This window comes from Pseudomonas sp. P1_C12 (genome assembly GCF_056406435.1).
On record NZ_JBFUAE010000006.1, the window covers coordinates 244,470 to 262,512 of the forward strand.

Sequence of the window (18,043 nt, forward strand, 5' to 3'; positions counted from 1 at the left end):
ATGACTGCACGTCATCGGCTGCTTTTGCCTGTCCAGCTGCCCGTCCCGCCGCCAGCACCGCCGGTTCCACCTCCGGGGGCGCCGGTTCCACCACCCGCGCCGCTACCCGGACCATTGACGCCGGTGCTGCCGATTGACGAGCCGGGGCCATGACTGCGGCTGTAGTCACCCGAGGGTGCGCTGGGTCGGTTGTTGTCTGGCCGCGTGGCTGGGTTGCGGGTGGCGCCCGATGTCGTACCGGGCGTGCCAGTGCCATTGCCATTGCCGGACGCCGCCAACGTGGCCAGGGGCGTGGCCAGGGGCGTTGCCGACAACAATCCCGCCAAGAGCAGCGAAGTCATTCTGATGTTCATCATGGTCGTCTCCAGGGATGAGTCGTTACCTGATGCCGGTGTGTAGGGTTGCGCAAGCGCAGTAGAGTTTTTTCATTTCCGGTGATTGGCTAAATCAATTGTCGGCGGCAGTGCTTGATCCCGTATACATAGCGGCCACTGGCGGAGTAATCCGCCGCTTGCGTGCAAAAGGATTGAGCGATGAGCGAGCCATGCCTGACTGACCGTGCTTTGTATCTGCGACGCCTGGGCTTCGACGCACCTCTGGCACCGACCCTGGAAACCTTGCGCCAACTGCAACTGCGCCATACCGGCGTTTTCCCGTTTGAAAACCTCACCACATTATCCGGCGATCCGGTGCTGATCGACTTGCCGTCCATCGAGCAGAAGGTCTTGCATGACGGTCGTGGCGGTTACTGCTACGAACTCAACAACCTGTTCCTGGCCTTGCTTCAAGCGCTGGGTTTCGACGCCCGTGCCATCAGCGGCCGGGTGGTGATGGGCCAGCCGGAGGGCGCCTGGACTGCCCGGACCCATCGCTTGAGCCTGGTCATCATCGATGACGTGCGCTACATCACCGACGTCGGCTTCGGCGGCATGGTACCGACCGCGCCCCTGTTGCTCGATTCCCGCGTCGAACAACTCACCCCTCACGAGTCGTATCGCATCGACCTGCACGTCGACGGCTTTACCCTGCGCGCCAACGTTGCGGGGGAATGGCGAGCGATGTACATCTTCGACCTGCAACGCCAGGAGGATATCGATTTTGCCGTGGGCAACTGGTACGTCTCGACCCACCCCGAGTCGACTTTCGCCGAGCAATTGATGGTGGCGCGCACCGGGGAGGGGTGGCGGCGTACGCTCAACAACGGCAACTTCGCGATCCACCGGATTGGCCACGACAGCGAGCGGCGGCAGGTGACGGATGTGCAGGAATTGATCGGCCTGCTGGGCAGCGAGTTCGGCATTCGCGTACCGGAACAGGCGCAATTGGTGCGGACACTGGAACGATTGATCGCAGCGCCGCAATAGCGGGCTGATCGTAGACATCACCAAGGGCTGATCCGATTGATCGGCCCTTGGTGTTTCAGGGCCGAATACCCGGCTCCATCACCCGTTGAATTTCGCGCAAGGCCTCTGCCAGTTTCTGCTCCAGGCCCTTGAGTTCGGCAGGGGTGAGGGTTGGTTTCAGTTGTGTGGTCTTGCCTTCGTTGAGCAGGGCCCGGCGCAACGTATTGTTGATCGCCGTCTGGTAGCCGTACCCCTCGTTTTCTGCCAGTGCGCGGGCGGCTTCGATGACAGCGTCATCGAGCATGATGGTAATGCGGGTCTTGCCTTTGGCGGGCACCACGGCCCCGCGCCTGGCGTTGCTGAAATCGTATTCGTCTTTCATCGGTCATGCCTCCAGGTACTGACGGCGCTCGCTTTTGGTGGCGATGCGCGCGGAAATGATTCGAACGAAATCCGGATCGCGATGGGTGTACGCGACGACCAGCAATCGGCCTTTGGCATCCAGCCCCAGGGTGATTCAGCGTTGTTCATCATGGTGGTTGTCCTCGATGGTCAGCGCTCGTTCGTCATGGAATACCGGTTCAGTCTCTGCGAGGCTGATGCCTTGGTGCTTGAGTTTGTTGGCTGCGTTCTTTGCCTTGTGGAACTGAATTTCGAATGGCTTCATTATGCATACTTTATATGTATATAGAAGAGGCGGGCCTTACCGATGGTCGCCAGGAATTCGAAAGACTAGCCAGCACCCGCGTTTGGACAGGGAGGGATGTATTTCAAGGTTTTTTGGCGGGGCCTGGAGGGTGGGTAGCAGGTGGAAATGGACAGGTATCCATTTTGTGACTGATAAGTTGTATACAACTCTATAGACATTTGTCCTGACTATTGCATACAGTGTGCGAATAACAAAAACCAGGGAACCCCCTACCATGAAAACGCCCCATGTTTCACACCAACGGCCCGAGGACGAAAATCTTGGGATCGGCGCGAATATGGCTTATGGCCTGCAACATGTTCTGACCATGTATGGCGGTATTGTCGCGGTGCCATTGATCATCGGCCAGGCGGCCGGGCTCTCGCCGGCGGACATCGGTTTGTTGATTGCTGCTTCATTGTTTGCGGGGGGGCTGGCAACGTTGCTGCAAACCCTGGGTTTACCGTTTTTTGGTTGTCAATTGCCGCTGGTACAGGGCGTGTCCTTCTCCGGCGTCGCGACCATGGTGGCGATTGTCAGCAGTGGCGGGGAGGGCGGGTTTCAGTCGGTGTTGGGTGCGGTGATAGCGGCGTCCCTGATCGGGTTGCTGATAACCCCGGTGTTCTCGCGTATCACCAGGTTCTTCCCGCCGCTGGTGACCGGGATCGTGATTACCACCATCGGCCTGACGCTGATGCCGGTAGCCGCGCGCTGGGCTATGGGCGGCAACAGCCACGCGCCGGAATTCGGCAGCATGGCGAACATCGGTCTGGCGGCGGTGACATTGGTGCTGGTGCTGCTGCTGAGCAAAATCGGCAGTGCGACCATCTCCCGCCTGTCGATTCTGCTGGCCATGGTCATCGGTACGGTGATCGCGGTGTTCCTCGGCATGGCGGATTTCTCGTCTGTAACCCAGGGCCCGATGTTCGGCTTCCCGACGCCGTTCCATTTCGGCATGCCGACCTTTCACTTCGCTGCGATCCTGTCGATGTGCATCGTGGTGATGGTGACGCTGGTGGAAACTTCGGCGGATATTCTGGCCGTCGGTGAGATCATCGGCACCAAGGTCGATTCCAGGCGCCTGGGCAACGGTCTGCGTGCCGACATGCTGTCGAGCATGTTCGCGCCGATCTTCGGATCCTTCACCCAGAGCGCTTTCGCCCAGAACGTCGGCCTGGTGGCGGTCACCGGCATCAAGAGCCGCTACGTGGTGGCCACTGGCGGTCTGTTCCTGGTGATCCTCGGCCTGCTGCCGTTCATGGGCCGGGTTATCGCCGCCGTGCCGACCTCGGTACTGGGTGGCGCCGGCATCGTGCTGTTCGGCACCGTCGCGGCCAGCGGCATTCGGACCTTGTCCAAGGTCGACTACCGCAACAACGTCAATCTGATCATTGTCGCCACTTCCATCGGCTTCGGCATGATCCCGATCGCGGCGCCGAACTTCTACGATCACTTCCCAAGCTGGTTCGCGACCATTTTCCATTCGGGCATCAGCTCGTCAGCGATCATGGCTATCGTGCTGAACCTGACCTTCAACCATCTCACCGCCGGTAACTCTGACCAGCAATCGGTGTTTGCGGCCGGTACCGAGCGGGTGCTGCGTTATCAGGATCTGGCGGCGTTGCGCGAAGGGGACTACTTCAGCGACGGTAAACTGCACGATTGCGACGGCAAGGAGATTCCGGTGCTGGAATCGGAACACGGCGTGGCAGAACCACGGGCGGTGCACGCGAAAAGCAGTGAGCATGTCTAAAGGCTGGTAGATCAAAAGATCGCAGCCTGCGGCAGCTCCTACATGGAGCTGCCGCAGGCTGCGATCTTTTGACTTTATGAAAAACTACAAAAAAGCCCCTGATCCTTTCGATACCCCATGAACAGGGCCGCAGCATGTGTGATCGCTCGGAAAAGTCGTTCAAAACGGTCGATTTGTGACTATAAAACTAATCGGTCACAAGTTGTCAGTCTTCGATAGGGTGAGTAAGCTGTGCTCATGAATCAGCCATCAAAATCTTCATCTTCGCCCAGCCCCCGTGGCCCAGCCGATCACGACATTCGAGACCAGATTGTCGCGGCGGCCAATGAACATTTCAGTCAGTACGGCTACGGCAAAACCACGGTTTCCGACCTGGCAAAGGCCATCGGGTTTTCAAAGGCCTACATCTACAAATTTTTTGATTCCAAGCAGGCGATCGGTGAAGCCATCTGCGCAAATTGTCTGGCAGAAATCGTCGCGGCTGTGGAGCAGGCAATCAATGTAGAAGACCTGTCGCCGACGGAGCGCTTTCGACGCTTGGTCAAAACTGTGATCGCCACAGGTGTGAATCTGTTCTTCAACGACCGAAAACTGTATGACATTGCAGCGTTCGCGGCGTCGGAAAGCTGGCCCAGTTCGCAGGTTTATGACGCACAGATCAAACACTTCGTGTTGCAAATCGTGCGGGAAGGGCGAGAAATTGGCGAATTTGAACGCAAGACTCCACTGGACGAGACAGTAGAAGCGATACATCTCGCGCTGCGGCCATTCGTCAATCCTTTGCTGCTGCAGTACAACCTCGATTTCGTCGAGGAAGCGCCCACGCTCACCTCCAACCTCATCTTGCGTAGCCTCATGCCTTGACCCTCGGCTAAAGGTTTACGGCATACCCGGGTAAGCACCAGATCATCAAAACGGCTTTTCACTTTGCCCTTCTTCCCATCCGTCGAAGGGCATTTTATTTATCTGCTTTGTGACTATTGACTGAATTGGTCACATGAATAAGTATGGGGATGCGTCGCTTCTACTGTTTCATCTCAGTGATACCCATAGAGTTCAAACAATGAAAACAATATTGCTCAAGAGCCCATTGGGCCTTGCTGTCGTGCTCGCATCCTCAAACGTTTTTGCAAGCGGCTTCGCTCTCAATGAACAAAGCATCAGTGGGATGGGATCCGGGTTTGCCGGTCGCGCCTCCTCCGCTGAAGATGCGAGCACGGTCTTCGGTAATCCCGCGGGAATGTCTCGCTTGAAAAGAGAGCAGGTCAGCGTGGGGGCGGCGACTCTTTTCGCCAAGTCCGACATAAGCCAAACCCGCAGTACATTCGGAGGCCAGGAAGACGGCGACATGGTTCCAACCACCACGGTACCTATGGGGTACTACGTCAAACCTATCGATGAGCATTGGGCGTTTGGTGTGGGTTTTTATGTACCTTTCGGTCTGATGACTGACTATGGCAGCGGTTTTGCCGGGCGTTACTACGCCAATAAAAGCGAGGTCACGACTTTTACGTTCCAGCCCACCATCAGCTATGCCTTTAACGACAAAGTTTCGATCGGGTTCGGTCCGACCATCAACCGTATCAGCGGTGAGCTGTCCGGTATGGTGCCCAACCCACTCAGTCCTGGTCGCAACGACGGAAAACTCAAAAGCTCTGGCGACGACACGGCCCTCGGTTTCAACGCCGGTATCCTGGTGCAGGCTACAGACCGAACCCGTTTGGGCATGACCTACCATTCCAGGGTCAGTTATCAATTGGATGCCAAGACCAAGGTCACTGACGGCATCTTTAGCGTGTTGGGGGTCAGCGGCCGGAGTTATGACGCTTCGCTGGATGTGGATACACCAGAGTCAGTGGATTTCTCGGTGACTCATCAGCTTGATAACGACTGGACCCTCTACTTGGGGAGCACCTGGACTCGCTGGAGTCGCTTCAAAGAGTTAACCATCGAGAACACAGGTTTACCCCCTGCGTTGAGCGGCGCGCTAGGCACCATTACCGAAGAACAGAATTGGCACGATACATGGGCTCACGCTATTGGTACGGCGTATCAACTGAACAACCAATGGGTACTTCGCGCAGGTTTGTCGGTTGATCAGTCGCCCACCAACAACACCAACCGGGGACCACGCATTCCTACAGGCGACCGGAAGGTTATCAGCTTCGGTGCTGGCTGGACTCCGGCGGACAACGTCACGATCGATGTTGCTTATTCCTACCTGTGGGAGGAGAGCGTGCAGGTCAACGAAACCTCGCCCACCAGAGGTGCATACAGTGCCAAATATAAGAACAGTGCGAGCGGGCTCGGTACTTCTGTCAGTTACCGTTTCTAGTTGAGTGCTGTTACACGATAACTGTCCGGTCGGGAGCACGCGTTGCCTCCCGACCTTTAGGTGCACATCTCGAGCCTTTCTGTAGTGCTACGTCACCTTATCAGGTCATCGTGTCGCAACAGGCTGGGCTTCAAGAGGTTGCCAGCCACCACCTAGCGACTTGAATGCCGCAACCGCCGCTCGTGCCGATTCCGTTCGTGCTTGCGCTCGGGCATCAGAAGCCTGCAGCATCGTCTCGTCGGCGTGCAGCACATCGATCAGGCTGGTCGTGCCTTTCTCATAGGCAATGAACGACGATTGGCGAGCCTGCGTCAGAGACGCCTCTCCCCCGGTGAGGATGGTTGCTTGAGCTTCCCGATTCACCAGGGCGGAGAGCGCGTTCTCGACATCCTCGGTGGCGCGCAGCACGGACTGACGGTAAGCGGCCAGGGTTTCGGCTTCCTGTCCCTTGGCTTGGTCGATTTGGGCGTTAATACGACCGAAGTCGAAGAGTCTCCAGCGTAGACCCAATACGCCCGCCGACTGGCTGGCGCCGCTGGTGAAAAGGTTGCCTGCGGATACAGCCGTGGCACTGCCCAGCAATGCGCTAAGGGAGAATTTCGGGTAGTACTCGGCAATCGCCTCCCCGATGCGTGCGTTTGAGGCGGCGAGACGGCGCTCAGCCACAATGAGATCTGGTCTGCGGCGCAGCAAATCGGCCGGCGTTCCCATCGCCTTCAACTGCGGTGCTACAGGAATGCTCCCCGCACTTGCCAGTTGCGTGCGGTGAGTGCCGGGTGGCGTGCCGAGCATCACATCCAGCGCATTCATGGCAGCATCCAGACCGGTCTGCAGGACCGGCACTGTCGCTTGGCCCTGCGATAGCTCCCCCTCGGTCTGACGAACCTGGTAGTTGGCGGCGAGCCCCTTGCTGTAGAGCAATTGGACTTTCTCTAGTAGCGCCTGCTGCGTTTTGACTTGCCGATTCGCAATGTCCAGCCGGGCCTGCAGTCCGCGGATAGTGATGTAGATATCAGCGGTCTGCGCGGCGATGGCCAGTCGTGTGGCCGCGGCGCCCGCCTGGGAAGCCTGGTACTCGGCCAGAGCAGCCTCGCGTCCGCGGCGCAATCCGCCAAAGACATCTGCCTCCCAGCTGGCATCGAGGTTGGCCTCGTAGGAACTTGCGTACCGATCATTGCCAGGCGTTGAGTTCAACACCTGGCCGAGCGGCGTCTCGATTGACTGATAGGAGCGCGCGGCCTGTCCGCTGATGTTCCCTGAGGGGAGTAAAGCGGCATTTGCAGCACCTAGTCCGGCCCGCGCCTGCGTGACTCGCGCCGACGCCTGCGCCAGGTCCAGATTCTGCTCAAGCGCCTTGGAGATGAATTCGGTTAGCACTGGATCGCCAAAGCCTTCCCACCAGGCTGCAAGGCTGGTCGGCGTCGCTCCACGCCGCTGTTCGACAGAAGGCTGACCCAGGTAACGATCCGAAAGCGGAGCCTCTGGACGATGGTAGTCCGGACCGACCGCGCAACCTGCCAATAAGCCGGCGCTGACCAAAAGAGCAATGGGACGGAGGGGCGGCATTGAGATTCCTTCGATAGAGGATGTTTGTGACCATATTACGCAATAGTCACACTCTGTCAATTGAGGCGATTTGAGCAAATTTTTGGTTTTCCTCGTTGATAACGGCGGTTTCTGTGTTGAGCTTGAGACACTGGATGTTTCATGGTTTGTGACCATTGACACTTATAGTCACCTGGCTGAGAATATGACGCTCGTCCTATTTTTAAGTAAGGGAACCTATGCGCCGGCTTCGACCTTTCCCTATTGCCGCTTGCTTGTTGCCTCTCGTCCTGACGGCGTGCGGTGATTCATCCACCGTTGAAGATCCACGCACGCATGCCCCTTTGGTGAGGTCCACTGCTGTTCAGGCTTCGTCCGACGTCTCGCGTTCCTTCACGGGTGTAGTGGCTGCCCGCGTCCAGGGCGACCTTGGCTTTCGGGTATCAGGCAAGGTACTTGAGCGTCTGGTTGATACCGGTCAGACCGTTAAACGTGGTCAGCCACTCATGCGCCTCGACCCAATCGACCTGGGGTTGCAGGCGCGAGCACAGCAAGAGTCGGTCATAGCGGCTCGGGCCCGAGCCAGGCAGACAGCAGATGACGAGGCGCGATACCGCAGTCTGGTTGCCGCAGGCGCTATTTCTGCATCGGCCTATGACCAGATCAAAGCCGCAGCCGATACCGCAAAGGCGCAGCTCAGCGCTGCAGACGCGCAGGCTGACGTTGCCCGTAATGCTTCTGGTTATGCGGTGCTGTTTGCGGATTCCGACGGCGTTGTGGTGGAGACGCTCGCCGAGCCAGGACAAGTTGTCAGCCCGGGACAGCCCGTGGTTCGACTGGCGCGGGCAGGGCAGCGCGAAGCGATCGTGCACCTGCCCGAGACGTTGCGCCCCGCAGCAGGATCCACCGCGCAGGCGACGCTTTATGGCAATGCCACGGATGCTGTTACAGCGAAGCTGAGGCTGCTTTCTGACTCGGCCGACCGAATGACACGTACCTTCGAGGCGCGGTATGTGCTTGACGGCGCGCTGGCCAATGCACCGATAGGTTCGACCGTCACGCTTCGGATCGCTGAGGGCACCACGCAAGGGCAGGGGCTGCAAGTACCGATCGCAGCCGTTTATGACCCAGGCCAAGGCACTGGCGTGTGGGTCATCGCCGGTACACCGGCGAAGGTGGCCTGGCGACCTGTACAAGTCCTGGGCTTGAGCGACGACACAGTGCGAGTCGCGGGCGACCTTAAAGTCGGCGAGCAGATCGTAGCGTTAGGCGCACATCTGTTGCGCGAAGGTGAAGAGGTGAGATTGCCTCAACAGGATGGCGTCAAAGTTGCCGGGGGTCGTCCATGAGCGAGGGGCGCTTCAATCTTTCCGCGATCGCCGTTCGTGAGCGCTCTATCACGGTGTTTCTGATCTTCCTGATTGCCGTTGCGGGCATCTTGTCGTTCTTTCAGCTGGGGCGTGCGGAAGATCCTCCGTTTACGGTCAAGCAGTTGACGGTCATTACCGCGTGGCCGGGCGCCACGGCACAGGAGATGCAGGATCAGGTAGCAGAGCCACTTGAAAAACGCCTGCAAGAACTGAAATGGTACGACCGCACGGAAACCTACACCCGTCCTGGCCTTGCTTTCACGATGGTGTCACTGCTCGATAGTACGCCGCCCTCGCAAGTGCAGGAGGAGTTCTATCAGGCGCGTAAAAAACTCGACGACGAGGCCAGGAAGCTGCCGGCGGGTGTCATCGGGCCAATGGTCAACGACGAGTTTTCGGACGTGACATTTGCGCTTTTCGCCCTGAAAGCCAAAGGCGAGCCGCAGCGACTGTTGGTGCGTGATGCAGAGTCGTTGCGCCAACAACTGTTGCATGTGCCGGGCGTGAAGAAGGTCAACATCATTGGGGAGCAGCCCGAACGTATCTTTGTTTCCTTTTCGCATGATCGGTTGGCCACCTTGGGTGTATCTCCTCAGGACATCTTTGCCGCGCTGAATAATCAAAACGTGCTCACGCCCGCCGGTTCGATCGAAACCAATGGGCCACAGGTCTTCCTCCGGCTGGATGGCGCCCTCGATAAGGTGCAAAAGATTCGTGACACACCCATTGCGGTTCAGGGGCGCACGCTCAAACTCGCCGACGTGGCGACGATCGAACGTGGGTATGAAGATCCGGCAACCTTTCTCGTGCGCAATAACGGTGAAGAAGCCTTGTTGCTGGGGATCGTGATGCGTGAGGGCTGGAATGGTCTTGACCTCGGCAAGGCGTTGGACGCAGAGACGGTCAAGATAAATGAAGGCATGCCTTTGGGCATGACGCTCTCCAAGGTCACCGATCAATCTGTAAATATCGATTCGGCCGTCGGCGAGTTCATGGTCAAATTCTTCGTCGCGCTGCTTGTGGTGATGCTTGTCTGCTTTCTCAGCATGGGCTGGCGTGTAGGCGTTGTGGTCGCTGCGGCTGTGCCGTTGACGTTGGCCGTGGTGTTTGTGGTGATGGCGGCCACTGGAAAGAACTTTGACCGTATTACCCTCGGCTCGTTGATTCTGGCGCTCGGACTGCTGGTGGACGACGCCATCATTGCTATCGAAATGATGGTGGTGAAGATGGAAGAGGGCTACGACCGCATCAAAGCTTCCGCGTACGCCTGGAGTCATACGGCCGCGCCGATGCTTTCCGGTACGCTAGTGACGGCTATCGGCTTTATGCCCAACGGCTTCGCGCAATCGACAGCCGGCGAGTACACCAGCAACATGTTCTGGATCGTGGGCATTGCCCTGATTGCCTCCTGGGTGGTTGCGGTCGCTTTTACCCCATACCTGGGGGTGAAGATGTTGCCGAACATCAAGAAAGTCGAGGGTGGTCACGCGGCCATCTACAACACCCCTAACTACAACCGCTTCCGCCAGGTTTTGACGCGAGTCATCGCTCGCAAATGGCTGGTGGCCGGCACTGTCATCGCTTCGTTTGTCGTGGCGATCCTCGGCATGAGCCTGGTCAAGAAGCAGTTCTTTCCTACCTCGGACCGTCCCGAGGTATTGATTGAAGTGCAAATGCCTTATGGAGCCTCCATTGAGCAGACCAGCGCGACCACCGCCAAGATAGAGACCTGGCTGCAAAAGCAGGCTGAGGCAAAGATCGTCACGGTCTATATCGGGCAAGGCGCGCCGCGCTTCTATCTGGCAATGGCGCCGGAACTCCCTGATCCGTCGTTCGCGAAGATTGTGGTGCTGACGGACAGCCAGGAGGCGCGCGAGACCCTCAAGTTCCGTATCCGCGAAGCGGCGGCCGAGGGACTTGCCCCAGAAGCGCGTGTCAGGGTGACTCAGCTTGTGTTCGGGCCGTACTCGCCATTCCCTGTTGCCTACCGGGTGATGGGACCTGATCCGTCAACGTTGCGCGAGATTGCGGGCCAGGTACAGGACGTATTGCAGTCGAGCCCGATGATGAGAACCGTCAACACCGATTGGGGGCCGCTGACGCCGACGCTGCATTTTGCTCTGGATCAGGATCGCCTGGAGGCGGTGGGGTTGACGTCAAATTCAGTCGCGCAGCAATTGCAGTTCCTGCTGGCCGGAGTACCGATCACCGCGGTTCGTGAGGACATTCGTTCGGTGCAGGTGGTTGGTCGCGCAGCGGGTGATATCCGGCTCGATCCCGCCAAGATAGAAGGCTTTACGTTGGTAGGTACGGCGGGTCAGCGGATTCCGTTGTCTCAGGTGGGAGCGGTCGATGTGCGTATGGAAGATCCGGTCCTGCGGCGTCGTGACCGCACACCGACCATCACCGTGCGTGGTGACATTGCCGAAGGCTTGCAGCCTCCGGACGTCTCGAGCGTGATCATGAAGGAGCTACAGCCGGTCATCGACAAGCTGCCTGGCGGATACCGGATTGAGCAGGCGGGTGCCATCGAGGAGTCGGGCAAGGCCGGTAAAGCGATGTTGCCGTTATTCCCGATCATGATTGCCATGACGCTGCTGGTCATCATTGTGCAGGTCCGTTCGATCTCGGCGATGATCATGGTGTTCCTCACCTCGCCACTGGGGTTGATTGGTGTGGTGCCGACACTGCTTATCTTCCAGCAGCCGTTTGGTATCAACGCTCTGGTCGGTCTAATCGCCCTTTCGGGCATTCTGATGCGCAATACGCTGATTCTGATTGGGCAAATCCATCACAACGCGCAAGAAGGGCTGGACCCGTTTCATGCAGTGGTCGAAGCCACGGTACAACGTGCCCGCCCGGTACTGCTGACAGCGCTGGCGGCAATCCTGGCATTCATTCCGCTGACACACTCCGTCTTCTGGGGGACGCTGGCCTACACGCTGATCGGAGGCACGTTCGTCGGAACCATCATGACGCTGGTGTTCCTGCCAGCGATGTACGCCATCTGGTTCAAGATCCGTCCTGACAATTCGGGTCAAACTGAAACAGCGAATAAGCTGGCAAGCCTGGTGGATAGGGCGCCACCCCGTCCTCTCGTCGATCACCTGACCACAAAGCTTTAGCCGTAGGCCATAGCGTGCTGCTTTTAGCCCAGGCTGTTGAAGAAGTCCGAGCGGGCAAGCTCACCCTGCATGAGTTCTACTGCAAAAGGGGATGCGTTCGAGCGTCGAGCTTTTTCCGCGGTCAGAGGAACACCGCCATGAATGGACGCACGATGTTGCCGCAGAGCATGAATGAAGAAACCATGAACAATTACCACGAATGTGAAACGCTGCTCATCCATATGCCTATTCAAGCGTTACCGCGTGGCATTCATCGTAGGCACGTGACAGCGCCTGAAACGTGTTTGTCCCGGAGCGTTGCGCAGAAAAGGGCACGGTGCCCTGCAGCTCGGCCAGCCATTCGCTGTCCTATTTCTTGCTCAGCGCATTGGCCAGACGCAGCATGGCCGCTTCGATTTCATAGGCGGTCAAGGACGAATAGCCCAATAGCCAACCTTGTTTCTTCTCCTGGCCGGCGTACAGCCGGCTGAGGCCGGGCAGTTGCACGCCCGCGCTGGCAGCTTGGCGGATGGTCTTTTCCTCCGACCAGCCATCGGCCAGCAGGCAGGGAATCTGCAGCCCGCCTTGGGGGCGTAAGGCCGTGGCGATGCCGTCCAGGTGCTTGCCGATGGCATCGAGCATGGTTGCACGGCGTCCGGCGTAGAGTTTGCGCATGGCCCGGACGTGGGAGTTGTAGTGGCCGTCTTCCATGAAGCGCGCCAGGGTCAGCTGAAGGATCTGTGGCGTGTGGCCGTCCATGATGCTGCGCGCGTAGGTGAAGGCTTTGACCAGTTCGAAAGGCAGCACCATGTAGCCCATCCGCAACCCCGGATAGAGCGTCTTGCTGAAGGTACCGAGGTAGATCGTGCGCTGGTATTTGTCCAGGCCCTGCACGCACGCGGTCGGCAGCCCGTCGTAGTGGAACTCGCTGTCGTAGTCGTCCTCGATGATCCACTTGCCATGCTCGGTCGCCCAGCTGATCAGCTCGAGTCGGCGTTCCAGCGGTAAGGTCGCCCCGGTGGGATATTGATGAGAAGGCGTGACATAAACGCAATTGGCGCCGCTGCGGTCTGCCTGCAGCAGGTCCGTGCGTATGCCCAGTGCATCGACGTCAATGGGCACGACCTTGGTCTCAGCCGTTTCAAAGGCCTTCTTGGCGCCGTAGTAGCCCGGGTTTTCCAGCAGGATCGGTTTGCCGGCGTCCACTAGCAACTGGGCACACAGGAACAGGGCTTGGCGAGTACTGCTCAACACCAGGATCTGGTCGGGGGAGCATTTGGCCCCGCGTTCGAGGTTCAAGTAAGTGGCGATCGCCTTGCGCAGAGGCTCGGCGCCTTGCGGGTCGCCATGCAGCAGGACATTGCCCCGATAGTCCTTCATGACCTGGCGCTGCAGGCGTTCCCAGACATCGGTGGGGAAGGTGCGGGTTTCCGGCAGACCTGTGGCAAAGGCCTTGATCACCTGTTGATCGGTAACTCCACCACTGTCGAAAATCATCCGGCCGCGCCGGCTCAAGCCCGATCCTGGCGCCGCCTCGCTGCGTTTGGTGTCTTGCAATTTCATGCGCCGGCGCGCAGCCCCGCGCAATTCGGTGCCAACCGTCTCGGATACATAGCTGCCCGAGCCCTCGCGCCGCACGATGAAGCCATCACGGTGCAATTGCACATAGGCGTTCTCGACCGTGTCGCGGGCAACGCCGAGCGTCTTGGCCAGGGCCCGGGTCGCCGGCAGCTTCAGGCCAGAGTCAAGGGCACCATCGAGGATCAGTGCACGCAGGGCTCGCTGAATCCGCTGGTGCAGATCCAGCAGCTGAAACTCGGCATCGTTGAGTCGCATCTTCAGCGTTTCGAGCTCGAAGGTTTTCGCCATGCGGTCTGCCCTATATGAATAAATTGGCCTGCAAAGGCAGGCCAGTCTATCCGTAGACTCTGTCCGTCGCTATTGCCTTTGTGCTCGGCGATCTATCGCTTGGTGGGCAACTTTGAAAAGGGCGGGATTAAGGTATGGCAAGGTCACACAACTTCAGCGCAGGGCCAACCGCGCTGCCGCTTGAAGTGCTTCGGCAAGCGCACGAAGAGTTTTTCGACTTCGCTGGTACCGGCATGTCAGTGATGGAAATCAGCCATCGCTCAGAGGTGTTCATGGAACTTGCCTATCAGGCCGAACAGGACCTGCGGGCGATTCTGCAGGTGCCCAGCCAGTACAAGGTGCTGTTCGTACAGGGCGGCGCCTCGTTGCAGTTTGCCCAAGTGCCGATGAACCTGTTGGGCGACAAAGGGACTGCGGACTATTTGCATACCGGGCTCTGGTCGGGCAAGGCCATCCAGGCTGCTCAGCGCTATTGCGACGTTCGTATCGCCGCCAGCAGCAAGGCTTCTGGCTTTGATCGCATCCCCGCCGTGACGGACTGGAACCTCAACCCGAACGCCGCCTACCTGCACTACACGGAGAACGAAACGGTGCATGGTGTGCAATTCGCCGGCGCGCCATGCGTGTCGGTTCCTCTGGTCTGCGACGCCTGCTCAAGCCTGCTCTCCAAACCCATGGATGTGGCCAAACACGGCCTTATCTATGCCGCCGCGCAAAAGAACATGGGGTCGGCGGGCCTTACCATCGTGATCATTGACGCCGCGCTACTCGATGCCGCACTGGAGGTCACCCCCGACATTCTCAATTACGCGCACATCGCCAACGCGGAATCGATGCTCAATACGCCGGCAACCTTCCCCTGGTACCTCACCGGTTTGACACTCAAGTGGATTCAACGCTGCGGTGGTATCGAGAAGATCCACCAGACCAACCAGGCCAAGGCCGAACTGCTGTATCGCACGATTGACGACAGCGACGGGTTCTATCGCAACAGTGTGCAAGCGCCGTTTCGCTCGATCAACAACGTGCCGTTCGTGCTCGCCGATACCGCGGTTGAAAAGGACTTCTTGCGCCTGGCCGATCAGTCCGGATTCAAAGGCCTCAAGGGCCATGCCTCGGTTGGTGGCGTCAGGGCCAGCATCTATAACGCGGTCACGCGGCTGGCGGTCGAGGCATTGACCGATTTCATGAAGGACTTCGCCCGCGTGCATGGCTAGGCAAGGACCGCCGCAGGTCCGACAAGTGGTCTGGTTTCATGCGCAAAAGTGTATGGGTAAAACAGGCCATTTCAGCGCTATAAATCACTTTCCAGTCGAGGCCAAGCACCTCGCTTTGCAAGGAGCAAAGTAAAACCATGCCTTCTTCAGCATCCAGGTCACCTGTTCGCCCCAGCGATCTCATCCCTCCGATTGTCGCCGGTCTGATCTCGGTCCTTGTCAACTATGGCGGCACCTTCATTCTGGTCTTCCAGGCAGCCAAGGTAGCCGGGCTGAGCCCTGAGTTGACGGCTTCGTGGGTGTGGTCCGTGTCGATTGGCGTGGGCGTTACCGGGCTGTTCCTCAGCTGGGTTTCCCGCGCACCGATCATCACCGCCTGGTCGACACCTGCGGCGGCATTCCTGGTCGTCGCCCTGGCCACCACACCCTATGCCGAGGCGGTGGGCGCCTACATGATCTCGGCCGCTGCCTTCGTGCTGCTGGGCTTGTCCGGCTATTTCGAAAAAGTCATCCGACTGATCCCGCCGGGTGTGGCCGCAGGGTTGCTGGCCGGTATCCTGCTGCAGTTCGGCGTCGGTGCTTTTGGCGGCATGAGCCTTGACCCGATGCTGGTCGGGTTGCTGATTGTTGCCTACATCGTGCTCAAACGCTTTACCGCACGCTACGCGGTGGTGGGCATTCTGGCACTGGGGCTGGCCTTCCTGCTGATTCAGGGACGTGTCGATTTGTCGGGGCTGGAGCTGCAACTCGCGGCACCAGTGTTCACCCTGCCTGAGTTCTCGCTCAATGCCTTGCTCAGTGTCGCGCTGCCGCTGTTTCTGATCACCCTGACCGGTCAGTACATGCCTGGCATGCTGGTGCTGCGCAACGATGGGTTCAGCACCAGTGCCAATCCGATCGTGACCATCACCGGGCTAGGTTCCTTGCTCATGGCGCCCTTTGGTTCCCACGCGTTCAACATCGCGGCGATTACAGCAGCCATCTGCACCGGCAAGGAAGCCCACGAAGAGCCCTCCAAGCGCTGGATCGCCGGCATTGCTGCGGGCGTCTTCTACATCCTCGTCGGGGTCTTCGGCGTGACCCTTGCTGCGCTGTTCATGGCCTTTCCGGCAGCCTTCATCACTACTCTGGCCGGGCTCGCCCTGCTGGGCACTATCGGCGGCAGCCTGGCCAGTGCCATGGCCGATGCCAAATCCCGCGAAGCCTCGCTGATTACCTTCCTGGCAGCCGCCGCCAACATCACGTTGTTCGGGATCGGCGGGGCGTTCTGGGGGCTGCTGATTGGTCTGGCGGCGTACGCCGTACTCAACGGCCGTTTGCCGCGTCGCGAGCCGGTCGTCAATCCTGCTGCCGAGCCTGTCACCCGTAAAGGAGCCGCCAACTGATGCAAGCCCGTATTGAAGAGGTCGCCGCTGTCGACACCCTGACCCTGCACGAGTGCCACGGCCGTGACCACCCGCGGGTTCGGAGTGCCTGAGTGCGAGCAACTGGCAGGCTGGCTCTGTGACGTGCTGGACGCACTGGAGTCCGGCGGCAGCGAGCAGGTTGCACATCATGTGCGCGAACAGGTGGTGGCGCTGTGCCGTCGTCATCCTGTATATCGGTAAACCCCATGTCCATTGTGGATGCCGGCCGTCGCCTCGTATTTTGAGCAGAAAAGGGGACTCCCATTCGCCGGTCCCAAGTCGAGGCTAAAAAGCCTACTCGCCCTGCAATTCTGACTGCAGGGTTGCTCCCCAAACTCAATCTGCCCTTTGCGGCCATTGGGTTGGACTAGAAGGTAAAGTCCGTCGCCGTCGAAAAGCTTGTAGGCGCGGTCTGTGGGCTTGGCCGCACGACAGAACGCCAAAACGAAAAAACCCGCCAGAAGGCGGGTTTTTCGATGGTTTCAGAGATTTTGAAAGCCTTCTCTGGAACCTTGTATGGCTCCACGACCTGGACTCGAACCAGGGACCCAGTGATTAACAGTCACTTGCTCTACCAACTGAGCTATCGCGGAATGGCGCGTATGTTACTGATTCAAAAAGGGAAGTCAAGCATCGAATGACAATTGGAGCGAATCATCGGGACGGGCGGTGGTTTAGCGGCGATTGGCGGTTACCAGGGTCGCCCCAGAGGTCTACCATGGCCGCCCGGAAGTGGTGACACGCGCTGCCGGCCATTCGCCGAAAAGGTACGCGCCATGAATCATTTGACCCTCACGCCTCGACACTACGGGGTGCACCCATGAGCATCTCTCAGATCAGCCTGCCCAAAGGTGTCGGCCCCCACGCCGAAAAGTTGTTCGACGCCATCACTCAGGCCGGCACCGCTGAAGCATTGAACCGCGCTGGCGGCAAGGCCGAAGGTTTTGTCCTGGGGCTGGAAAGCACTAAAGCGATCAAGAGCCAGGTCGCGGAATCGCTGTATGTCGCCTACGACGACGCTGCCAGCCAGCGTGCGACCGAACTGGCTTAACCGCCGAAGGTAATCGTGCCAAGCATCAGTTTGGCGTAGAGCGCCGTGGCCCCCATTTGCACCAGCCACAGGGCCAAGCCGCCGAGAAACACACCGGCGGCCACTTGCATCACCAGGTTGTTGCCGCGCTTTGTCGGGGGGCGGGGGATGAAGTGATCCAGGTCATCCAGGTCATCGCGGTCGGCGCGAAGGTCATCGTTTTTCATGTGGGTTCTCGAAACATCTGGGTGAAGACAACCTGTAGGAGCTGGCTTGCCAGCGAAGAGGCCATAACGGTCAACATTGATGTTGGTGGATCGACCGCCATCGCCGGCAAGCCGGCTCCTACAGGGTAGATGTGTGCAGTTTAGAGGGGTGGGACA

Annotated in this window: 16 protein-coding genes, 1 tRNA gene and 3 pseudogenes; 11 read left to right on the forward strand and 9 right to left on the reverse strand. The window is 58.9% G+C overall.

Annotated features, from left to right (window positions below):
* Positions 1-11: 11 nt before the first annotated feature.
* Positions 12-356 (reverse strand): hypothetical protein, encoded by a 345-nt coding sequence (locus AC1D19_RS13365; RefSeq protein ID WP_477763490.1) that lies wholly within the window; start codon positions 354-356, stop codon positions 12-14.
* A 177-nt stretch (positions 357-533) separates the two neighbouring features.
* On the opposite strand from AC1D19_RS13365, the gene AC1D19_RS13370 reads away from it, so the two are divergent.
* Positions 534-1,364 carry an arylamine N-acetyltransferase family protein gene (locus AC1D19_RS13370; RefSeq protein ID WP_477763491.1) on the forward strand — a complete coding sequence of 277 codons (831 nt, stop codon included), beginning with the start codon at positions 534-536 and terminating at the stop codon, positions 1,362-1,364.
* Between the two features lie 55 nt (positions 1,365-1,419).
* Here AC1D19_RS13370 and AC1D19_RS13375 read toward each other — a convergent pair whose 3' ends face one another.
* Together AC1D19_RS13375 and AC1D19_RS13380 are read right to left on the reverse strand one after the other, a co-directional pair.
* Complete coding sequence (locus AC1D19_RS13375) at positions 1,420-1,725, reverse strand: BrnA antitoxin family protein (RefSeq protein WP_477754067.1); 306 nt, start codon at positions 1,723-1,725, stop codon at positions 1,420-1,422.
* 3 nt (positions 1,726-1,728) lie between these two features.
* A pseudogene (locus AC1D19_RS13380) lies at positions 1,729-2,010 on the reverse strand (BrnT family toxin).
* Between the two features lie 256 nt (positions 2,011-2,266).
* Here AC1D19_RS13380 and AC1D19_RS13385 point away from each other — a divergent pair.
* From AC1D19_RS13385 to AC1D19_RS13395, 3 genes are all read left to right on the forward strand, one after another.
* Positions 2,267-3,784 carry a nucleobase:cation symporter-2 family protein gene (locus tag AC1D19_RS13385; RefSeq protein WP_477754066.1) on the forward strand — a complete coding sequence of 506 codons (1,518 nt, stop codon included), beginning with the start codon at positions 2,267-2,269 and terminating at the stop codon, positions 3,782-3,784.
* 237 nt (positions 3,785-4,021) lie between these two features.
* Positions 4,022-4,648 (forward strand): TetR/AcrR family transcriptional regulator, encoded by a 627-nt coding sequence (locus AC1D19_RS13390; RefSeq protein ID WP_477754065.1) that lies wholly within the window; start codon positions 4,022-4,024, stop codon positions 4,646-4,648.
* A 199-nt stretch (positions 4,649-4,847) separates the two neighbouring features.
* Positions 4,848-6,119, forward strand: coding sequence for an OmpP1/FadL family transporter (locus tag AC1D19_RS13395; RefSeq protein WP_477763492.1), 1,272 nt, complete (start codon positions 4,848-4,850; stop codon positions 6,117-6,119).
* A 105-nt stretch (positions 6,120-6,224) separates the two neighbouring features.
* Here the strand turns inward: AC1D19_RS13395 and AC1D19_RS13400 are convergent, their stop codons facing one another.
* Entirely contained in the window at positions 6,225-7,685 is a 1,461-nt protein-coding gene (locus tag AC1D19_RS13400) for an efflux transporter outer membrane subunit (RefSeq protein WP_477763493.1), read from the reverse strand.
* A 70-nt stretch (positions 7,686-7,755) separates the two neighbouring features.
* On the opposite strand from AC1D19_RS13400, the gene AC1D19_RS13405 reads away from it, so the two are divergent.
* Genes AC1D19_RS13405 through AC1D19_RS13415 form a run of 3 tightly spaced genes read left to right on the forward strand, consistent with a single transcriptional unit; the run spans position 7,756 to position 12,159 of the window.
* Entirely contained in the window at positions 7,756-7,971 is a 216-nt protein-coding gene (locus tag AC1D19_RS13405; protein ID WP_477754083.1) for a hypothetical protein, read from the forward strand.
* The gene (locus AC1D19_RS13410) at positions 7,904-9,013 is read left to right on the forward strand and encodes an efflux RND transporter periplasmic adaptor subunit (RefSeq protein WP_477763494.1); all 1,110 of its coding nucleotides are present in this window, start codon (positions 7,904-7,906) and stop codon (positions 9,011-9,013) included. Before AC1D19_RS13405 ends, AC1D19_RS13410 begins: the two co-directional genes overlap by 68 nt.
* Positions 9,010-12,159 (forward strand): efflux RND transporter permease subunit, encoded by a 3,150-nt coding sequence (locus AC1D19_RS13415; protein WP_477763495.1) that lies wholly within the window; start codon positions 9,010-9,012, stop codon positions 12,157-12,159. The genes AC1D19_RS13410 and AC1D19_RS13415 overlap by 4 nt, the downstream gene beginning before the upstream one ends.
* A gap of 23 nt (positions 12,160-12,182) precedes the next feature.
* Here the strand turns inward: AC1D19_RS13415 and AC1D19_RS13420 are convergent, their stop codons facing one another.
* Together AC1D19_RS13420 and pdxR are read right to left on the reverse strand one after the other, a co-directional pair.
* Positions 12,183-12,380, reverse strand: coding sequence for a hypothetical protein (locus tag AC1D19_RS13420; protein ID WP_477763496.1), 198 nt, complete (start codon positions 12,378-12,380; stop codon positions 12,183-12,185).
* Positions 12,381-12,507: 127 nt separating this feature from the next.
* Complete coding sequence (gene pdxR, locus AC1D19_RS13425) at positions 12,508-14,007, reverse strand: MocR-like pyridoxine biosynthesis transcription factor PdxR (protein ID WP_477763497.1); 1,500 nt, start codon at positions 14,005-14,007, stop codon at positions 12,508-12,510.
* A gap of 134 nt (positions 14,008-14,141) precedes the next feature.
* On the opposite strand from pdxR, the gene serC reads away from it, so the two are divergent.
* From serC to glyA, 3 genes and pseudogenes are all read left to right on the forward strand, one after another.
* Entirely contained in the window at positions 14,142-15,224 is a 1,083-nt protein-coding gene (gene serC / locus AC1D19_RS13430; RefSeq protein WP_477763498.1) for a 3-phosphoserine/phosphohydroxythreonine transaminase, read from the forward strand.
* A gap of 137 nt (positions 15,225-15,361) precedes the next feature.
* Positions 15,362-16,609 (forward strand): benzoate/H(+) symporter BenE family transporter, encoded by a 1,248-nt coding sequence (locus tag AC1D19_RS13435; protein ID WP_477763499.1) that lies wholly within the window; start codon positions 15,362-15,364, stop codon positions 16,607-16,609.
* A gap of 60 nt (positions 16,610-16,669) precedes the next feature.
* Positions 16,670-16,831 (forward strand): annotated as a pseudogene (gene glyA / locus AC1D19_RS13440) (serine hydroxymethyltransferase); the annotation flags it as partial.
* Between the two features lie 143 nt (positions 16,832-16,974).
* Here glyA and AC1D19_RS13445 read toward each other — a convergent pair.
* Together AC1D19_RS13445 and AC1D19_RS13450 are read right to left on the reverse strand one after the other, a co-directional pair.
* Positions 16,975-17,091, reverse strand: a pseudogene (locus tag AC1D19_RS13445) (Arm DNA-binding domain-containing protein); the annotation flags it as partial.
* Positions 17,092-17,147: 56 nt separating this feature from the next.
* Positions 17,148-17,223, reverse strand: a tRNA-Asn gene (locus AC1D19_RS13450).
* 227 nt (positions 17,224-17,450) lie between these two features.
* Between AC1D19_RS13450 and AC1D19_RS13455 the strand changes: the two genes are divergently transcribed.
* Entirely contained in the window at positions 17,451-17,681 is a 231-nt protein-coding gene (locus tag AC1D19_RS13455; protein WP_007978659.1) for a hypothetical protein, read from the forward strand.
* Here AC1D19_RS13455 and AC1D19_RS13460 read toward each other — a convergent pair.
* The gene (locus AC1D19_RS13460) at positions 17,678-17,887 is read right to left on the reverse strand and encodes a hypothetical protein (RefSeq protein ID WP_477754977.1); all 210 of its coding nucleotides are present in this window, start codon (positions 17,885-17,887) and stop codon (positions 17,678-17,680) included. The genes AC1D19_RS13455 and AC1D19_RS13460 overlap by 4 nt on opposite strands.
* Positions 17,888-18,043 lie beyond the last annotated feature (156 nt).